General features: G+C 47.1%; 1 protein-coding gene. It reads right to left on the reverse strand.

Annotation, left to right across the window (positions count from 1 at the left end):
• Window positions 1–184: 184 nt before the first annotated feature.
• Entirely contained in the window at window positions 185–20,566 is a 20,382-nt protein-coding gene (locus L3V33_RS02905; RefSeq protein ID WP_237288931.1) for a tandem-95 repeat protein, read from the reverse strand.
• Window positions 20,567–20,639: the final 73 nt, after the last annotated feature.

Below are 20,639 nucleotides of genomic sequence, written 5' to 3' on the forward strand. Positions count from 1 at the left end.
AGGACATTTTTATCTGTTCTCAAGTTTATTTAGCGAAACAAACAATATTATTTAGAAGAACAAGCAATAAAAAAGCCATGTATCAATAACCCTACATGGCTTTAATGAGGGCAACTTTACGCTGCCCTATCTACTTGTTGGTTTAGACTAAATGTCGGTTCAGACTAAAACTAAGCCTTCTCGATTAAATCGAGCTTTGGTCGAAGTCGTTGCCTTGATCGGTACCAGTTTGAGAATCTGAATCGAAGCTTCCAGAGTCGTCCGTGAAGTCAACACCTTGGTCTTGACCTCCTGAACTTGTCCAGTCGCTTCCACCAGATTCCATACCCGCCATGTCCGGTTGCTGCTCTTGGGTAGAACCTTGCATGGTGTATTGATCATCGACCTCAACTTCAACAGAACCGCTTGCGCCGTCAATTGATCCACCCAATTCGTCGTAACCTTGGAATTGGATTTCACTAGTACCTTCATAACCTTCTGGAAGTTCAACGGATACAGGCTGCTCTAGGTTGCCACTGATTGTGAAGCTACCATCACCGTTATCCAGTGCGTTGCTCACAGTAGCGCCCTCAGGTAGACCAGACATATCAGCGTAATCAACCGATTCGTTACCACTTACCTCATCTGGAATCGAGATAGAGATGGTATCACCCGGTGCCGCGGTTACATCTGCTGTACTGTCTTCAGTTTCAGCATCTTGAGCTTGGTCATCAGCTTGTTGAGCCACTTCCACTTGTTGCTCTTCTGTTGCTTGAGCAGCTTGGACTTGTGGTTCATCACTTTGTACTGAATCATCTTCAACTTGGATGCTTAAGCTATGACTTGATACTTCACCGCCGTCGTTAACTTCAACATTCATCGCTAAGTTGCTATCGAAGTCTTCGTTCGGCCAGTAAGTCCACTCACCTTCACCTGATTCGGCAAAGAAGCCAGCATCGTTCGCGTCTGCAACATCAACAACTTGTGCAGAATCACTCACGCCCAACTCATCCACCAGCTGTGCATCCGTGATAGTTAGTGAACCATCATCAGCTAAGGCATAACCTTCACTCGCCGCTGCTTCATCTCCGCCTTGGATATCCACATTGAAGAAGCTTTCGATGCGATTTTCGCCATCGGTCGCTATAAACCCAACTTGAACATCGCCGGTGTAGTCTTCAGCAGGAGTGAATTGATAGTTACCTTGGTTATCGCTCTCTATTACGCCCTGACCTTCCATCAAGCTTACTGATTCAATGCTCAAGCTATCGCCTTCTGCATCGCTCAGGTTCGCTAACATGTCTTCATCAGTGAACGATAAAGTGGCATCCGCTGCGATTTCCGTCGTTGTGATACTGTTAACTTCTGGTGCTGCATTGTCTTGCGAGTCGCCTTCTTTCACGACTACGCCAGTTTGCTCATCATGAAGCACGCCATCTTTATCAACTACGTATGCAATGTCTGCTTCGCCCGTAAAGCCTGGTGCTGGTGTGAACGTCCAAGTGCCATCGCCATTATCGACAATCTCACCTTGGCTGCGGTCGGCAAGATGAACCAGTTTCACTTCATCATCGCTGTCTGCATCCACATTCTCAGCCAATCCGATTAGGTCGTCCGCTGTTAGGATGATGGAATCACCCGCTACAGTTTCGAAATCACCTGAATCGATACCATCATCAAACGCTTCTGGCTCATCTCCATAATCGACTGTTGTTGCACTTACGGTTACGAAGAACTCACCATGGAAGTCTTCAGGAGGCGTCATTTGAATGTTTGAGATATCCCAGTCAAACAGGTCGATGTATTGACCCGGCTCGGTGATCATCACAGTATTCACACCATCCGTCACCTCGAACCCAACAGGGAAACCTGTCATCACCAAGTTACTTAGTGTTTCTGAATCATCGACTAGGCCAACGTTCAACCCTAAGTGACCGGTTTCATCTTCACCGAAGACTAACGGACCGTCATGATCAGTTGAAATAACCGCACCATCTGCGACTGGACGGACAAACACAGGAACATCAAGAACCGTTTCGAACTCACCGTCACTCACGACCACTTGTAGGTCAGAAACGCCTGCAAAGTCGCCCGTTGGTGTGAATGTCCAAGTTCCATCGCCGTTGTCTGTTACTTCTCCGCCATCTTCACCGTCTGCGGTGATAATGCGTGAAACAACAAGGTCAGCGGTATCAATGTCGCCGAACAAGTTCATCAAGTCACCAGCATCGAAGGTGAACGCGCCATCTTCGTCTGTGGTCATCATTGCGTTACCGACGTTGAATGGTGCGTCGTTAACCGGAATGACATCCACATTCAGCGAACCATCAACCACTTCTTCGCCGTCAGTAGCTTGATAACCCAGTTCTACCAAGCCATTGAAGTCTTGCGTAGTCACTAAATGATACATGCCGTCTGGTTGCTGAGTTAAGGTCGCATTCGCTGGAGCTCGAACTGTGATGCTCTCAATGCTGATCTCATCACCATCAAGATCTGTAACTTGATCCGCGATGTAAGCTGGGTCAATCACCATGACCACATCTTCTTCACCTTGCATCTGAATCATTGGTGCTTCAGGTGCATCATTCACTGGCGTGACATCGATGTTGCCGTTGACTGAAATTGTCTCTTGGCCATCGCTAACGTTGAACGTCATCGGCACATCGCCATTGAAGTTTTCGTTTGGCGTGAATGACCAAGTACCATCTTCGTTGTCTAGCAACTCACCCAAGCTAGGGTCGATTTGTAGACCAGAAGCAGACAATTCATCTGCGGTGTTATCGATGTCGGTAGCTTGAGCTAACAACATGTCTTGTGTGATAAGAATGGTGCTGTCTTCGGCTGTGGTTAGTTTCACTTCCTCAGATTCAGGTCCATCGTTCACAGCCAGAACTTCGATACCTGCCGTTGTTGTTGAAGTTGCACCGTCATCATCGGTTACGACCACATCCAGGTTAATATCACCGTTAAAGTTCTCACTCGGCGTGAAAGTCACAGACCCATTATCGTTTTGAACTAAGGTGCCGTCAGAGCCTGAGTAAGTCACACTTTCAAGCGACACTTCACCATCAACGTCCGAGCTATTAGCAATTAGCTGTTCAGGGCTAATTGTGATGGTGCCATCTTCGTTCATTTGGTAAGACGTTGAACCCGCAACCGGCGCATCGTTAACATCCGTTACCGTCACATCAATATTGGCATCGACTGTCTCAGTGCCATCAGTCACTGTGAAGCCAAGGTTTACATCGCCATTGAAGTTTTCGTTCGGAGCAAAGCTGTAAGTGCCATCACCGTTATCGGTGAACACACCCTCTGCGCCCGTGTAAGACACATCCGTGATAGACAGGTCATCACCATCAATATCTGCAGCGCCTGCTAATAGGTCAGCGTCAGTGAAGGTTAACGTACCATCTTCCTCAACGGTAAAGCTTTGGTCAGCAGCCGTTGGTAAGTCATTCACTGGGTTAACCGTTAGGTCGACGCCAGCTTGAACAGTTTCAAGGCCATCTGACACATCGAAGCTTAGGTCAATGTCACCGTTGAAATCAGAATCCGGCATGATAGTAAATGAACCATCATCGTTTGCTGTTACGGTTGCATTGTCACCTACAGATAGGTTGCTTGCGGTCAGGGCATCACCATCAACATCGGAAGCGTTCGCCAACAACTGTTCTTGAGACAGCGTAATTGAACCATCTTCATCAACCGAGTAAGCCACGTTTCCTGCTACTGGTGCGTCGTTGACGGCAATCACTTCAATACCAGCCGTTGTTGCAGCCGTTGCGCCATCGTCATCAATAACCGTCACATCAAGGTTGATGTCGCCGTTAAAGTTTTCATTTGGAGCAAACGTGACTGAACCATCTTGGTTTTGAACCAAGATGCCGTCTGGACCCGAGTAACTCACGCTATCAAGTGATACTTCACCATCTACATCGGAGCTATTCGCAATCAACTGCTCAGGGCTCAATGTGATGGTGCCATCTTCGTTCATTTGGTAAGACGTTGCGCCTGCCACTGGTGCATCGTTAACGTCGGTTACCGTTACGTCGATGTTTGCATCAACCGTCTCTGTACCGTCAGATACTGAGAAGTCCAGACTTACGTCACCGTTGAAGTTCTCGTTCGGTGCAAAGGTGTAAGTGCCATCGCCATTGTCGGTGAACACACCCTCTGCGCCAGTGTAAGACACATCAGCAACGGAAAGCTCATCACCATCAATGTCCGCTGCACCTGCTAACAGATCCTCATCAGTGAAGGTTAGCGTTCCGTCTTCCTCAACGGTGAAGTTTTGATCTTCAGCCGTAGGCAAGTCGTTCACTGGGTTAACCGTTAGGTCAACGCCTGCTTGAACGGTTTCAAGGCCATCTGAAACATCGAAGCTTAGGTCAATGTCGCCGTTGAAATCAGCATCCGGCATGATAGTAAATGAACCATCTTCATTTGCTGTTACGGTTGCATTGTCGCCTGCAGATAGGTTAGCTGCGGTAAGGTCATCGCCGTCCACATCCGATGCTTGAGCTAGCAATTGTTCTTGGCTTAGCGTGATTGAACCATCTTCATCCACTGAGTAAGCCAAGTCGCCAGATACTGGAGCATCGTTGACGGCGATAACATCAATACCCGCCGTCGTTTGCGCGGTTGCACCGTCTTCATCAGCAACGGTTACATCTAGGCTGACATTGCCGTTGAAGTTTTCATTTGGTGCAAAGCTGTATGTACCATCACCATTGTCGGTAAAGATGCCGTCTGTACCCGAGTACGAAACATCACTTACGGATACATCACCTTCAATGTCTGAACTGTTTGCCAGAAGTTGTGCGTCAGATAGTATAATGACGTTGTCTTCGTCGACACTGTAAGCCGTAGAACCCGCTACTGGTAAGTCATTTACTGCTATGACATCAATACCGGCTGTGGTTTCGGCCGTTGCGCCATCTTCATCCATAACGGACACATCAAGACTGATGTCGCCGTTAAAGTTTTCGTTTGGCGAGAAGGTGTAAGTGCCATTACCATTGTCAGTGAACACACCATCTGTGCCGCTGTAGCTTACATCGCTAACAAACACTTCCCCTTCAACATCCGAGCTGTTCGTCAGAAGTTGTGCATCGCTTAGGGTTATGCTGCCATCCTCTTCAACACTGTAAGCGGTGGTTCCAGCAACCGGTACGTCATTAATTGGGACAACTTGCACATCAATGTTTGCCGATACAACATCGGTACCGTCACTGACATCGTAAGTTAGGTCAACGTTACCATTGAAGTTCTCGTTTGGAGCAAAGGTATAAGTACCATCGCCATTATCCGTGAACACACCGTCGGTACCTTCGTAATTAACCGATTCGACAGAAAGGTTCTCGCCATCAATATCCGTTGCACCAGCCAATAGCTGTTCATCGGTAAAGATCAACGACCCATCTTCATTAATGGTGTAGTCGTGGTCGTAAATAACAGAAAGGTCGTTAACTGCTGTAACGGTAACGTCTAGTTCTGCTGGAGTAATCCCACCGTTGCCATCGTCCACGTTATAGCTAATCGAGAATTCACCATTGAAGTTCTCTTCAGGAGTGATGGTGTAAGTGCCGTCACCATTGTCAGTGATAAGCGCGTTCTCAATTGAGATGTCACCAACACTTGGTTCGTTACCACCCGTTTCACCAGAGTCTCCATCTTCATCACCCGTTAGCAACTCAGAGATATCAATGCCGTTTTCATTCGCGAGCGCTTCTTCTGCCGTTGGTAAATCAAACGCATTCTCGCTGCCCACATCTTGGCTTGGAACCACAACACCATTAACGATATCAAACACATGCCAATGCTCACCCGTTGGATTGTCAGGCAAGTCTGGGGTAAAGGTCTCAACCAAAGTATCGCCAACAAACACCTGAACCTGCACATCTTCAACACCATCTACATCCCAACTTCTGTTGGTGTAATTGTGTACTGAATAGTGCATGTCAGCATCTTGATAATTTGGAATAGTGATGGTTTCAGGGCCACCGCCATTTGTGTCATCAACATCTTGTTGGACGACATTGCCTTCACCAAGGTCATGGCTCATATCGCGGTAGTAGATATGGTCTAGCTCATTGCCAGACTCTGTATCGTAAAGCCATAGGTGATTATCCATATCACGAGGGCTCTCACCCCAGGTCACGACGATACGCATATCTGTTTCTTCAAGGACTTCAGATATTGCAGTCACGCCACCATTAGTATCTTCACCTGCTGGTACAAGGAAGCTGCTGGTAATAGAGCCTTCTTGTTCAATAGTAACGGTACCTTGGTCAACAACAGGGCCACTCACAGAGTAGTGACCAGATTGGTCTGTTACCGTGGTGTATGAGTGACCGGCGTTATCGGTCATTGTGACGTCTGCACCAACGACTGGGCTACCCGTTTCAGCATCCAGCACCGTACCGGTTACGGTCGTTTCATCGCCCTGCTCTCCGATAATTGCGGTCATGTCATCGTCTTCGATGTCAGTCGCGAATTGTAGGAGTTCTTCTTGAGTAATGGTGTACGAACCATCTTCTTCAATGGTTATCGCAACATCAGCAGAAACAATTGGCGCATCATTAACTGGATCAACCGTCAAACCTAAGTTAGCCGCAATCGGTGTGTCACCATCGCTGATACTGTAAGCCACATCGATGTAGCCATTGAAGTTTTCGCTTGGAGTGATAGAGAATGTGCCATCGCCATTATCGACAATCGTTGCATCATCTCCCACCAAGGTTAAGTCGGAAGCGACAAGATCATCACCTTCAATATCAGCGGCATTCGCTAGTAACTGCTCCTGCGTGATAGTGATGACATTATCTTCATCAACGTTCGCGTAAACATCAGATGTCGTTGGCAAGTCATTAACTGGGTTTACCGTCAGATCGGCGTTTGCCACAATTGACTCTGTACCATCCGAAATATCAAAGCTTAGGTCGATATTACCGTTGAAATCGGCGTCTGGTGTCACCGTAAAGGTACCATCACCGTTATCTACGACTGTCGCATTATCGCCCGCACTTAAGTTGCTTGCCGTAAGGTCATCACCATCCACATCAGAAGCTTGAGACAGCAATTGCTCTTGAGTCAGAATGATCGAGCCATCTTCATCAATGCTGTACGCCAAGTCACCTGATACCGGTGGATCGTTAATTGGCAAGACATCAATACTTGCGCTGGTGGCTACTGTCGCACCGTCTTCATCAGTCACCACGACATCGAGGCTAACATCGCCATCGAAGTTTGCATTAGGTGCAAAGCTGAATGTGCCGTTACCGTTGTCAGTAAAGATACCGTCAGCGCCTGTGTAGTTCACGCTATCAATCGCTACTTCACCTTCGATATCTGAAGCGTTCGCCAACAGTTGCTCTGAACTGATGGTGATGACTTCATCTTCGTTAACGGAGTAACTGGTTGAACCCGCAATTGGAGGATCGTTAACCTCAAGTACAGTAATTCCAGCTGTCGTTGGTTCGGTTGCACCATCTTCATCGGTCACAACAACGTCTAGACTCACTTCGCCATTGAAGTTTTCGTTTGGCGAGAAGGTATACGTACCGTTACCGTTGTCTTCAAATACACCATCGGCACCGGTGTAAGCCACACTATCAATCGCCACTTCACCTTCAATATCTGAAGAGTTAGCTAATAGCTGTTCGTTACTGATAGTAATCGAGTTGTCTTCATGAACCGTGTAAGACGTACTACCCGCCACTGGAGGGTCGTTCTCCGGCGTTACGCTCACATCAATATTGGCTTGAACCGTGTCCGTGCCATCTGACACATCAAAACTGAAGTTCACATCGCCATTGAAGTTCTCGTTTGGTGCAAAGCTGTAGCTGCCGTCGCCATTGTCAGTAAGAACACCGTCCGCACCCGTGTAAGTCACACCTTCTACTGTTAGGTCGTCTCCTTCAACATCGGTTGCGCCAGTTAACAAGTCAGTGTCCGTGAAGTTAAGAACACCATCCTCACCAATAGTGAATGCTTGATCTTGTGGCTCTGGCGCGTCATTGACTGGCGTTACTGTCAAGTCTAGACCGGCTGCCACCATCTCTTCTCCATCGGTGACATCGTAACTAAATTCGATATTACCGTTGAAGTTTTCACTTGGGGTAATGGTGAAGCTACCATCGTCGTTCATTTCAATGGTGGCATTTTCATCATTGGTGGTTAGGTTGATTGCTGATAGGTCATCACCATCAATATCGACAGCGTGTTCTAGCAGCTGTTCTTGCGTTAGCGTGATGCTATTGTCTTCGGCAGTGACTGCACTGATATCCCCATCAACTTCTGGAGCATCATTTGCTGGAGAGATATGAATCGTCACATCTTGTGTTGCCGTTGCAGTGGTGCCTGTATCAACATCAGTCGATGTCGCTTTAACGGTTAGTACCACATCACCATTGAAGTCACCTGAAGGAATAAACTCTAGCCCTTCTAGTTCTCCTGGTTGCAGTGACCATGAGCCATCACCGTTATCCGTACCTGCAGAAAGCGAGCTTCCTTCCGGCACATCTTCGATCAAGATAGCGAGGTTTTCTGAACCATCCGTATCCGTTAGTGCCGCATCAATATCCAGTGGTACTGGCGTATCTTCGGTACCAATGATTTGGTAATCCGCGTCAGACACTGTGATTTCAATGTTGTCGATACCAAATGACTCATCACTCACGCTTTGGTTCAAGGTTGAACCGAAGCCTAATTCAAGTTGGCCGTCTTCAACGGGTACCGTTAGGTTGATTTGGTGTGCTTGGTCATTCCAACCACTGAAGCCTTCACCTTGCGATACACCATGGACGACTTCACCCACTTCATTGCCAGCTGAATCGTACAACGTTGTCGTGCCATCTTCGGTACGGAACGCAGAATTATCTAGCGAGGTAAGCTCTTCGCCGCCTACAAAGATTTGGAACGACTCACCATCCCAAGAATCAATTTCGTAGAAGCTGAATGAGATATTCACTTCACTCACATCACTTGGAATGTCGTAAGTTTTACTGACCGCTTCATCGCCACCAGTGCCACCAATGCGACCAATGCGACCCAGCATGTCACCCGACTCAAAGCCTTGTGAGCTTTCAGTACCCGCATTCCAGCCATTTGAGCCAGACTCGAAGTTATCTGAAGCAATCACCAAGTCAGAGGCAATCGACAGCTCAGGCATATCAACCACAGATTGAACATCAATCGTCGCTTCTGCTGGTACTGTCGCTGTACCGTCATTCACGTCGAACGTCACATTCACATTGCCGTCAAAGTTTTCATTCGGTGCGAATGTGTAAGTACCATCGCCATTATCAACCAAAGAACCGCTGTCAGAAGCGACATTTTCAACCGACAAGTTGTCGCCATCAATGTCACCTGCATTTTGCAGCAGTTGCTCTTCTGTAAAGGTAAAGCTCGTGTCTTCTTGAGTCACAAACTGTGGCTCACCGACAGTTGGCAAGTCATTGACAGGGTTAACGGTAAGATCAGCCGTTGCTTGAAGCGTCGCATCACCATCGGTAATGTCGAAGTTCAAATCAATGTCGCCATTGAAGTTAGCATCTGGCGTGATAGTGAAACTACCATCATCGTTTGCAGTGACGGTCGCATCACCACCAACGGTTAGATTGGCCGCTGTTAGGTCATCCCCGTCAATGTCACCAGCTTGAGCAAGTAATTGCTCTTGGCTCAAGGTAATCGAACCATCTTCATCAACGCTGTATGCCAAGTCACCTGATACCGGAGCATCGTTAACAGGCAGAACATCAATGCTTGCGTTGGTCGCTACGGTTGCGCTATCTTCATCAGTCACGACAACATCAAGGCTTACATCGCCATCGAAGTTAGCGTTTGGTGCGAAGCTAAATGTGCCATCACCATTATCGGTAAATATACCGTCTGAGCCGGTGTAGTTAACGCTATCAATCGCCACTTCACCTTCGATGTCTGAAGCATTCGCCAACAGTTGCTCTGAACTGATGGTGATGACTTCGTCTTCGTTGACTGAGTAACTGGTTGAACCCGCAATTGGTGGATCGTTCACCTCAAGTACAGTAATTCCAGCTGTCGTTGCTTCAGTTGCACCGTCTTCATCGGTCACAACAACATCTAGACTAACTTCGCCATTGAAATTTTCGTTTGGCGAGAAGGTATACGTACCGTTTCCGTTGTCTTCGAATACACCATCGGCACCGGTGTAAGCCACACTATCAATCGCCACTTCACCTTCAATATCTGAAGAGTTAGCGAGTAACTGTTCGTTGCTAATGGTAATCGAGTTGTCTTCATGAACCGTGTAAGACGTACTACCCGCAACCGGTGGATCGTTCTCTGGTGTCACGCTCACATCAATATTGGCTTGAACCGTATCGGTACCATCTGATACATCAAAACTGAAGTTCACATCACCATTGAAGTTCTCGTTTGGCGCAAAGCTGTAGCTTCCGTCGCCATTATCAGTAAGAACCCCATCAGCCCCTGTGTAAGTAACGCCTTCAACCGATAGGTCATCCCCATCGATATCGGTAGCACCTGTTAGCAAGTCTTCATCTGTGAAGTTCAAGATGCCGTCTTCGCCAATGCTGAACGTTTGATCTTGAGGTTGTGGAAGGTCATTAACTGGATTAACGGTGAGGTCAGCCGTCGCAACCAGCGTATCGGTACCGTCGCTAATGTCGAACGTTAGGTCAATGTCGCCATTGAAGTTCGCATCTGGTGTAATGGTAAAGCTACCATCATCGTTAGCAACGACTGTCGCGTCTCCATCAACAATTAAGTTAGAAGCAGTAAGGTCGTCTCCGTCTACATCGCTAGCTTGAGAAAGAAGTTGCTCTTGGCTCAAGGTAATTGAACCGTCTTCCTCTACGCTGTATGCCAAGCCTCCCGATACTGGAACATCATTGATTGGTAAAACATCAACCGTAATATGAGTATCAACTTGATCGCCGTCTTCATCTTGAATGGTCACATCCAACTGTACTTGGCCGTTGAAGTTTTCATTCGGTGCTAAGCTACATGTGCCGTCACCATTGATGGAGAAGATGCCGTCAGGGCCATCGTAGTTAATCTCGACGAGTTGTACATCACCTTCGATATCAGATGCGTTCAATAGAACTTGAGTCTCATTGAAGGTCAGTACAGAATCTTCATCGATAGTGTATGACGTTGGACCAGCCACAGGAGGGTCGTTTACCTCAAGGACTGTAATACCTGCGGTAGTCGATACGGCAGCATCATCTTCATCCACAACAACCACATCGAGGCTAACTTCGCCATTGAAGTTTTCGTTTGGAGAGAAGGTATAAGTACCGTTGCCGTTGATTTCCAACACACCATCACTGCCACCGTAGGTGACGCTATCAATTGCCACCTCTCCTTCGATATCCGAAGAGTTCGCTAATAGCTGTTCGTTACTGATCGTAATGGAGTTGTCTTCATGAACGGTGTAAGACGTGCTACCCGCCACTGGAGGATCATTCTCTGGCGTCACGCTGACATCAATGTTAGCGGTTACCGTATCGGTACCATCTGATACATTGAACGAGAAATTTACATCGCCATTGAAGTTTTCGTTTGGCGCAAAACTATATGTGCCATCGCCGTTATCTGTGAGAACACCGTCTGCGCCAGTGTAAGTCACACCTTCAACACTTAGGTCGTCCCCTTCAATGTCCGTTGCACCCGTTAATAGGTCTTGGTCATTGAACGTTAACACGCCGTCTTCACCGACGGTGAATGTCTGGTCTTGTGCTTCTGGGCCATCATTCACTGGTGAAACGGTTAACTCAAGATTGGTAGAAACAACATCATCACCATCCGATACATCAAATGTGAAGTTAACATCACCGTTGAAGTCAGCATCTGGCGTTAATGTGTAAGTACCATCACCGTTATCGGTAATCGTAACGCTCTCATCATCAGTTGCTAAATTCAGAGCGGTCAGCTGATCGCCATCTAAATCGCGAGCATTAGCTAACAAGTCTTCTTGCGTAATGATGATAGAACCATCTTCTTCCACAGTTGCAGCAACAGGAAGTGCTTCAGGTGCATGTTCAATGTGGGCGCCAGTCGCGTTAATGTAGATGGTTTGAGAGACCGTTTCAGAATCATCATTCGATAGCTCTGTTGCGGTTGCTGTTACATGAACTTCAAGCTGTTCGTTGAAGTCTTCTGGTAACTGGATTTGTAGTGCATTTTCGATAGCCGTTGTTGGTAGGTTCACCGTACCATCAGGACCAACCGTCACTTCACCACTGTAGATTTGGCTGTTCACTTCACCGACATCGATTGTGAAGTTGAAGTCTGAATAGTCAGCATCACCGCCACCATACAAATCTTCAAATCCGTAAACCAGCTCGCCGTCTTCATTAACCGTCGTGCGCGTATGTTCGATACCATCTTGGTTTAGCTGAGAGCTTGAACCACCATGGAAGATCGCGTCACCATTCTGCCCTTGAACTACAGTTTCAGTTCCATCGGTAGCAACAAATACAAGTTGAGGATCAACCGTATCCATGTTTGCAGGCGAACCATCCGCTGCACGGAACTCGTACTGACCTTCCTGCATCGCGTCAAAGTCATTGTGCTGATGCCCGTTTGGAATCAAGAACAGGTTGAAACTTTCACCTTCTTCAACTTGGAAGCTGAACTGGTCTTGTCCTGGAACAAGGTCACCACCGCCACCAACTTGTGATGCATTTTCATAGACAACTTCAACACCCGTGATGTTGCCGTCTTCATCGACTTTGTAGTAACCCGCTGCGTTTTGGTATCCCGCAGTTTCACCTTCAAACGTTACTGTAATTTCAGTGTCGTTGTAACTGGTGATGCCGTTCTCTTGGTCATTCAGAACGCCTTCGTTATCGTATTGAATAACCGAACCTTCTGGCACACCATCTACAGTTACGGTAAGTGTTTCAGACAAGTCTTGGTCGACAAGCGCCGCTGCAATATTCAGTTCAACAATGCCGCCTGGCTCAACCAAAATCGCTTGGTCATCGACGTTAACGCCATCGCTATCGGTAATCACAAGATCCGGCGCATCTGCGACCGCTTCAATGTGAACATTGAGGTCTTGTTCTACTTCAGTTGTGCCATCGGTAACTGTAAAACTGAACTGTAGATCTCCACTAAAGTGCTCTTCAGGAACGAAGCTGAACGTGCCATCGCCGTTATCGGTGACTGTGCCTTCATCACCAGAGTAATTGATGCTAGTAACGCTTAAGTCGTCGCCATCAATATCAATCGCACCACTCAACAGATCTTCTTGAGTGAACAGGATGCTGCCATCCTCTTCAATGTGGTACATGCCTGGAGCAACGATTGGAATGTCATTCACCGGATTCACGGTCAATGTCATGTCATTAGACGTGCTCAGCTCACCGTCGCTCACCTCATAAGTGAATGCGATATCACCATTGAAGTTTTCCGAAGGCGTCACTGTATACGTGCCATCACCATTATTTACGATGGTGGCGTTTGGATCGTTGGTTTCCAGCGCACTCGCAAACAGCTCATCACCATCTTGATCGCTCGCGTTTTCCAACAACATCTCTTGCGTAACGAGAATTGAACCATCTTCGTCGATATCTGCAACCATTGGCGTCGCTTCTGGCGTATCATTGACGAACTCAACTTTTAGGTCAATGTTTGCGGCAACCACGTCAGTGCCATCGCTCACATCAAACGCTAAGTCGACATTACCGAAGAAGCCCTGCTCTGGTGTTAATGTGTATGTTCCATCGCCATTGTCTGTGACTTCTATCGTGTCGCTTGCGCTCGTCACATTCACAACTGACAGTTCATCACCTTCAACGTCTGTCGCCTGTGCCAGTAACTCAGCTTCGGTAATAGTAATCGCTTGACCATCTTCCGTAGTGAAAGACATGTCTGGAACGTCTGGCGCATCGTTGATTGGATTTACGGTTAAGTTGAGGTCAGCGGCAACAGTTTCGATTGCGTCAGTGACATCGTAAGTAAATTCAATCTCACCAAAGAAATCTGCACTTGGTGTAATCGTGAAGCTACCGTCTGGGTTTTCTACAACAACCGCATTTGGATCGTTGGTCGCAAAGTTAACCGCTTCAAGGTTATCGCCATCCACATCGGTTGCATTCGCTAACAGATCCTCTTGAGTAATAGTGATTGAACCATCTTCATCAACAGTGGCTTCAATTGGGCCACTAACCTCTGGGCCTTCATTGATAATTTCAACGTCAACTCTTGCAGTGCTTGGTGCGCTTGCTTGGCCATCACTGATATCAAAAGTCAGATTAACTTCACCGTAGAAGTCTTCTGCAGGTTCGAAGGTAAAGGTATTATCACCGTTATCCGTTAACGTACCTTGCGTTTGGTCTGCAAGTAATAGGTTTTCAACATGAAGAATGTCGCCATCAACATCGGTCGCACCAGACAATAAGTCTTTCGCTTCGATGATCATAGATCCATTTTCAAGCATTTGGGTATGCAATGGTTCGCCCGGAACCGGCACATCATTGACCGGTACAACGGTTAGGTCTAAATGCGTTGCAACTTCATCAGTACCATCAAACACCTTGTAGTCGATGTCGATTTCACCATTGAAGTTTTCATTCGGCATGAAGGTAAACGTACCATCGCCGTTGTCGACCAAGTCACCGTTATCACCACCGTAAGTGATGTCAGAAATAGACAGCGTATCGCCTTCCACATCTGTGGTGTTCGCTAGCAAGTCATCTGCACTGAACGTGATACCTTCATCTTCATCTGTCGATAGAACAATCGGGCCAGAAACGATTGGCGCATCATTTGCTGATTCGAAGTTGATGTTGATGATATTGCTGTCTGTCAGCTCACCATCGGTAACTTGGTAACCAAGTTCGATTTCACCGTAGAAGTTTTCATCCGGTGTTACCGTCCAAGTGCCATCACCATTATCGGTGAGTGTTGCATGCTCTGAGTTTTCACCCACTAGCTCTAGATTTTCAATATCAAGGTCGTCACCATCAATATCAGATGCTTGCGCCAGTAGTTGCTCTTCGGTAATTACAACCGAAGCAAACTGGGCAGAACCATCGGTATCGACAGTAATATTCGGAAGATCAGCCGTTAACTCGATTTCGTTGTCACCCGCATGGATATTCAACTCAACCGTTTCAGTAATCTCTGAGCCATCTACACCAATCGATGTAAACACAGCTTCATCATGACAAGTTTGTGACACTGTCATGTTTTGAACGACGTAAGTACCATTACCTTGCACGGTACCAAGCTCAAAGTAAGACACTGGTTGATCAACCGTCAGCGTGTAATCTGTCTCGAAAGTACCACGGTCTTCTTTGTGGTAAGTCATCGAGTCAATTAGGTCGCCATCCTCATTGAACGCTTTGATTTCGACTTCTGTAAAATGACGAGACTCTTCCATGAACCAACCACCCAAACCATCTAGGTGGAAACTGATTTCATTGATGTCTTGACCTTCAACCGAAACAGTCAGTTTCTCATCACCACTCAGGCCTTGACGGTCGGTATCACCAAGTCCGTGACCAATGTGGGTGTTACCATTCCAGGCACCAAGAGGGTCATCGTTACTTTGAACGGTTACCGTTAAGTCACCATCTGAGAACTCACGCGTATAAGGGTCAACTTCTGTACCCCAATCATCCACACTCGCGTTATCGTCAAACGTACCGATTTGTGTGGTGTGTGTACCTTCAGCAAGAGCATCTTCGCTTGGAACAAAGCGGACTTCGGTATCTGCAGGAACTTCTTGTCCTACTTCCAGTACCACCCATTCGTCATTCACATTCGCTTCAATGATGCCGTTTTCTGGCGCTTGGTCTAAACGTAGTGCTGGTTCTTCACGAAGTGTCACACCAACGGTTTGGTCTTCTTGCGCTTGGATGAATATTTCATCGTCCGCTTCCGGCGCATCGTTGACAGGATTAACCGTCAAGTCGAGTGTCGTCAGAACTTCATTCTCACCATCACTGATGCTGTATGTGAAATCCAACACGCCATTGAAGTTTTCTGTGTGCGTAATGGTGAATGAACCATCGTCATTAGTAACAATTGTCGCATCTGGATCGTTGGTTTGTAGGTTAGTTGCCGTTAACTCATCACCTTCAACATCGGTTGCGTTTGCAAGCAGCTGCTCTTGAGTAATAGTGATGGAATTATCTTCGTCTACCTCTGCCTGAATGCCAGATGTTTCAGGGCCGTCATTCACAGCAATAACATCGATGCCAGCGGTTGTAGTTGCGGTTGCACCGTCTTCGTCAACGACAACAACGTCTAGTGAAATATCACCATCGAAGTTTTCATTTGGCGTAAAGGTGTAAGTACCATTGCCATTATCAACAAAAGAGCCGTCATCACCGGAGTACGATACTCCTGACAGTGATACATCGCCTTCTACATCGGAAGAGTTTGCCAATAGTTGCTCATCACTGATCGTGATTTGGCCATCTTCTTGAACTGTGTAAGATGTCGAGCCCGCTACCGGTGGATCATTCTCAGGCGTTACGCTGACATCAATAACAGCTGATGTTGAATCAGTACCGTCAGAGACATCGAATGAGAATTGAACATCACCATTGAAGTTCTCGTTTGGTGCAAAGCTGTATGTGCCGTCGCCATTATCGCTAAGAACACCATCTGCACCTGTGTAGAGCACGTTTTCAATCGACAGCTCGTCACCATCAATATCTGACGCGCCTGCAAGCAGGTCAGCATCGGTGAAGAGTAAGGTACCGTCTTCTTCAATCGTGAACTGTTGATCTTGCGCTTGTGGCAAGTCATTAACCGGATTCACGGTAATGTCTAGGCCAACTTGAACTGAACCACCATCGTTGTCGATGATATCGAAGTTCAGATCTAGGTCACCGTTGTAATCTGCGTTCGGTGTGATGGTGTAGCTGCCATCATCATTGTGTTGGATGGTCGCATTTTCATCAGTAGATAGATTGATAGCTTCTAAGTTGTCGCTATCGATATCACCTGCTCTTGCTAGCAATTGCTCTTGGCTTAGCGTGATGGAGCTATCTTCGTTGATGGTGTAAGCCAAATCACCCGATACTGGCGCATCATTGATTGGCAATACATCAACGTTAATGTGTGTTTCAACCGTTGCGCCATCTTCATCTTGAATGGTCACACCCAGTTGAACCTGACCATTAAAGTTTTCATTGGGTGCAAAGCTGCATGTACCATCACCATTTACAGTGAAGATACCGTCCGAGCCATCGTAGTTAATGCCAACAAGTTCTACATCGCCTTCGACATCCGAAGCGTTCACAAGAATCTGAGATTCACTGAACGTCAGAACCGAATCTTCATCAATGGTGTATGACGTTGGACCCGCAACCGGTGGATCATTCACTTCTAGAACAGTGATACCCGCAGTGGTTTCATCAATCGAACCGTCTTCATCGGCAACAATAACGTCAAGGCTGATATCGCCACTGAAGTTTTCATTAGGAAGGAAGGTGTAACTGCCGTCACCATTATCTTGGAACACACCATCTGTGCCGCTATAAGTGACGCTGTCAACCGACACGGCACCTTCAACGTCAGAAGAGTTTGCTAGCAACTGTTCATCAGAAATTGTGATGGCATTGTCTTCGTTGACCATGTACGAGGTTGAACCCGCAACTGGCGGATCATTTTCAGGCGTTACACTCACATCAATGTTAGCGCTGACTGTTTCTGTGCCATCAGACACGTCGAAGCTGAAGTTAACATCGCCATTGAAGTTTTCATTTGGCGCAAAGGTATAAGTACCATCACCGTGGTCGGTCAGTACGCCATCCCCACCTGTATAGCTAATACTTTCAACGGTTAAGTCATCGCCATCAATATCGGTGGCACCGGTAAGTAAGTCGGCATCTGTAAATTGCAGCGTACCGTCTTCTGTAATACTGAATTGTTGATCTTGAGGAACTGGCAGGTCGTTAACTGGATTAACGGTTAGGTCAGCCGATGCTTGAACCGTATTAGAGCCATCTGAGATATCGAAGCTGATATCGATGTCACCATTGAAGTTCTCATCTGGCGTGATGGTGAAACTGCCGTCATCGTTAGCAACGACTGTTGCATCACCGCCAACCGTTAGGCCGCTAGCAGTAAGATCATCGCCTTCCACGTCAGATGCTTGAGAAAGCAACTGCTCTTGGCTTAGACGAATCGAGCCATCTTCGTCGATTGAGTACGCTAGGTCACCAGACACTGGCGCATCATCAACCGCCGTAACACTCACATCAATGTTTGCAGACACCGTATCGGTACCATCTGACACATCAAAACCGAAGTTTACATCGCCATTGAAGTTTTCGTTTGGAGCAAAGGTGTAAGTACCATTACCGTTGTCAGTAAGAATACCGTCGCCACCGTCGTAGGTCACACCTTCAACCGTTAGGTTGTCACCTTCGATGTCCGTTGCGCCTGTTAACAGGTCTGCATCAGTAAAGATGAGCGTGCCATCTTCTTCCACGCTGAACTGTTGATCTTGAGGGACTGGCAGGTCATTAACTGGGTTAACCGTTAGGTCTGCTGAAGCTTGAACGGTATTGGTACCATCTGAGATATCGAAACTGATATCTATGTCACCGTTGAAGTTCTCATCTGGCGTAATCGTGAAGCTGCCGTCATCGTTAGCTACAACCGTTGCATCACCACCAACCGTTAGGCCGCTGGCCGTAAGGTCATCGCCCTCTACGTCAGATGCTTGAGAAAGCAATTGCTCTTGACTTAGACGAATCGAACCATCTTCATCGATTGAGTACGCTAGGTCACCCGATACAGGCGCATCATCAACCGCCGTAACACTCACATCAATGTTTGCAGACACCGTACCGGTACCATCTGACACATCAAAACCGAAGTTTACATCGCCATTGAAGTTTTCATTCGGCGCAAAGGTGTAAGTACCATTACCGTTGTCAGTAAGAATGCCGTCGCCGCCATCGTAAGTCACACCTTCAACAGTCAGGTTGTCACCTTCGATGTCAGTAGCACCTGTTAATAGGTCGGCATCGCTGAAGATGAGTGTGCCATCTTCTTCCACGCTAAACTGTTGATCTTGAGGTACTGGCAAGTCATTGATTGGGTTAACGGTTAAATCGGCAGAAGCTTGAACCGTGTTAGTGCCATCTGAGATATCAAAGCTGATATCGATGTCACCATTGAAGTTCTCATCTGGCGTGATGGTGAAACTGCCATCATCGTTAGCAACAACCGTTGCATCACCACCAACCGTTAAGTCGCTGGCCGTCAGGTCATCGCCTTCAACATCTGATGCTTGCGATAAAAGCTGTTCTTGGCTTAAACGAATCGAACCGTCTTCGTCCACTGAGTAAGCAAGGTCGCCAGATACTGGTGCATCATCGACTGCTGTTACGCTTACATCGATGTTTGCCGCTACCGTATCGGTACCGTCAGACACATCGAAGCCGAAGTTTACATCGCCGTTGAAGTTCTCGTTTGGCGCAAAGGTGTACGTGCCATTGCCGTTGTCGGTAAGAATACCGTCGCCACCATCGTAGGTCACACCTTCAACAGTTAGGTTATCGCCTTCAATGTCCGTTGCACCGGTTAGTAGGTCTGCATCAGTGAAAACAAGCGTGCCGTCTTCTTCTATTTCAAAGGTTTTATCTTCTGGTACAGGTGCGTCATTAATAGGACGAACCGTTAAATCAATTGCGCTGCTAATCGTTTCTTGGCCGTCACTGATGTCGAAAGTAAGGTCAAGTTCACCATTGAAGTCAACTGAAGGAACTACTGTGAAAGTACCATCACCATTGTCTTGAACTGTTGCATCAGCACCAACTTGAACGTTAGAGGCAACCAATTCGTCTCCATCTACATCACTTGCGTATTCGAGTAATTGTTCTTGAGTGAATGTTATGGAGCCATCTTCATCCATGATGTAAGCCAGATCTTGTTCTGCTTCTGGCGCGTCATTTTCACTTTCTACATTGATTTGGAAAGTTTCACTCGTCGTTTCAGAATCAAAATCTTCTTTTACTTGATTCGTTGCTTCACCGCTTTGGTCCTGAACATCGACTGCAAACGTTTCTTCTGCGGTTTCGGAGTCTAGATTATCACCACCTTGTGACCCTTCAGAATCTGTTGAAGAGCTTGATGCTGCTGAAGTTTGTACTGCTTGACCTTGGGCTTGATTGCCCTCTGCATCAACTCCCCCTTCAGATCCGGCTGCACCACCGCCTCCTACTGCCTGTGCGCCTGCACCAGAATCCCCAGCACCACTTCCGGATGCGCCTTCAGTACTTCCTCCTTCAGAAGCCACACTGTCGACTACATTAGATTGAGCGGTATCTGAATCTCCATCGCTTTCTGGCGTCTCGTCTTGAACAGCCGCACCAGAAGCCGACGCATCTTCAGAATTACCTGCGCCACTCGGGTTGTCTTCTAAAGCCTGATTAACCTCGTCGGCCGCATCCGTGTTTTCAGCACCCGTCGCTATTGTCGACGCAATCGTATTTTGTTGATTTTGTTGATTCTGCTGTTGGGAGGGCGTACCCGCGTCATTCGTGTCCGTTTGTTCTACCGCATCATTTAGATCTTCATTTTGGTTGTTTTGGTTATTTTCGCCTGCCATTACAGCCTCCGTTGCTACTAGCTAACTGATCGTATTTAGAGGCATTAAAGGACACCATTTTGAAAAACCAAGT

Source organism: Vibrio sp. A2-1 (assembly GCF_021728355.1).
GTDB lineage: Bacteria > Pseudomonadota > Gammaproteobacteria > Enterobacterales > Vibrionaceae > Vibrio > Vibrio splendidus_K.

Coding starts and splice junctions, on each gene's coding strand:
- L3V33_RS02905 (WP_237288931.1), bottom strand. CDS start 20,566: ATGGCAGGCGAAAATAACCAAAACAACCAAAATGAAGATCTAAATGAT.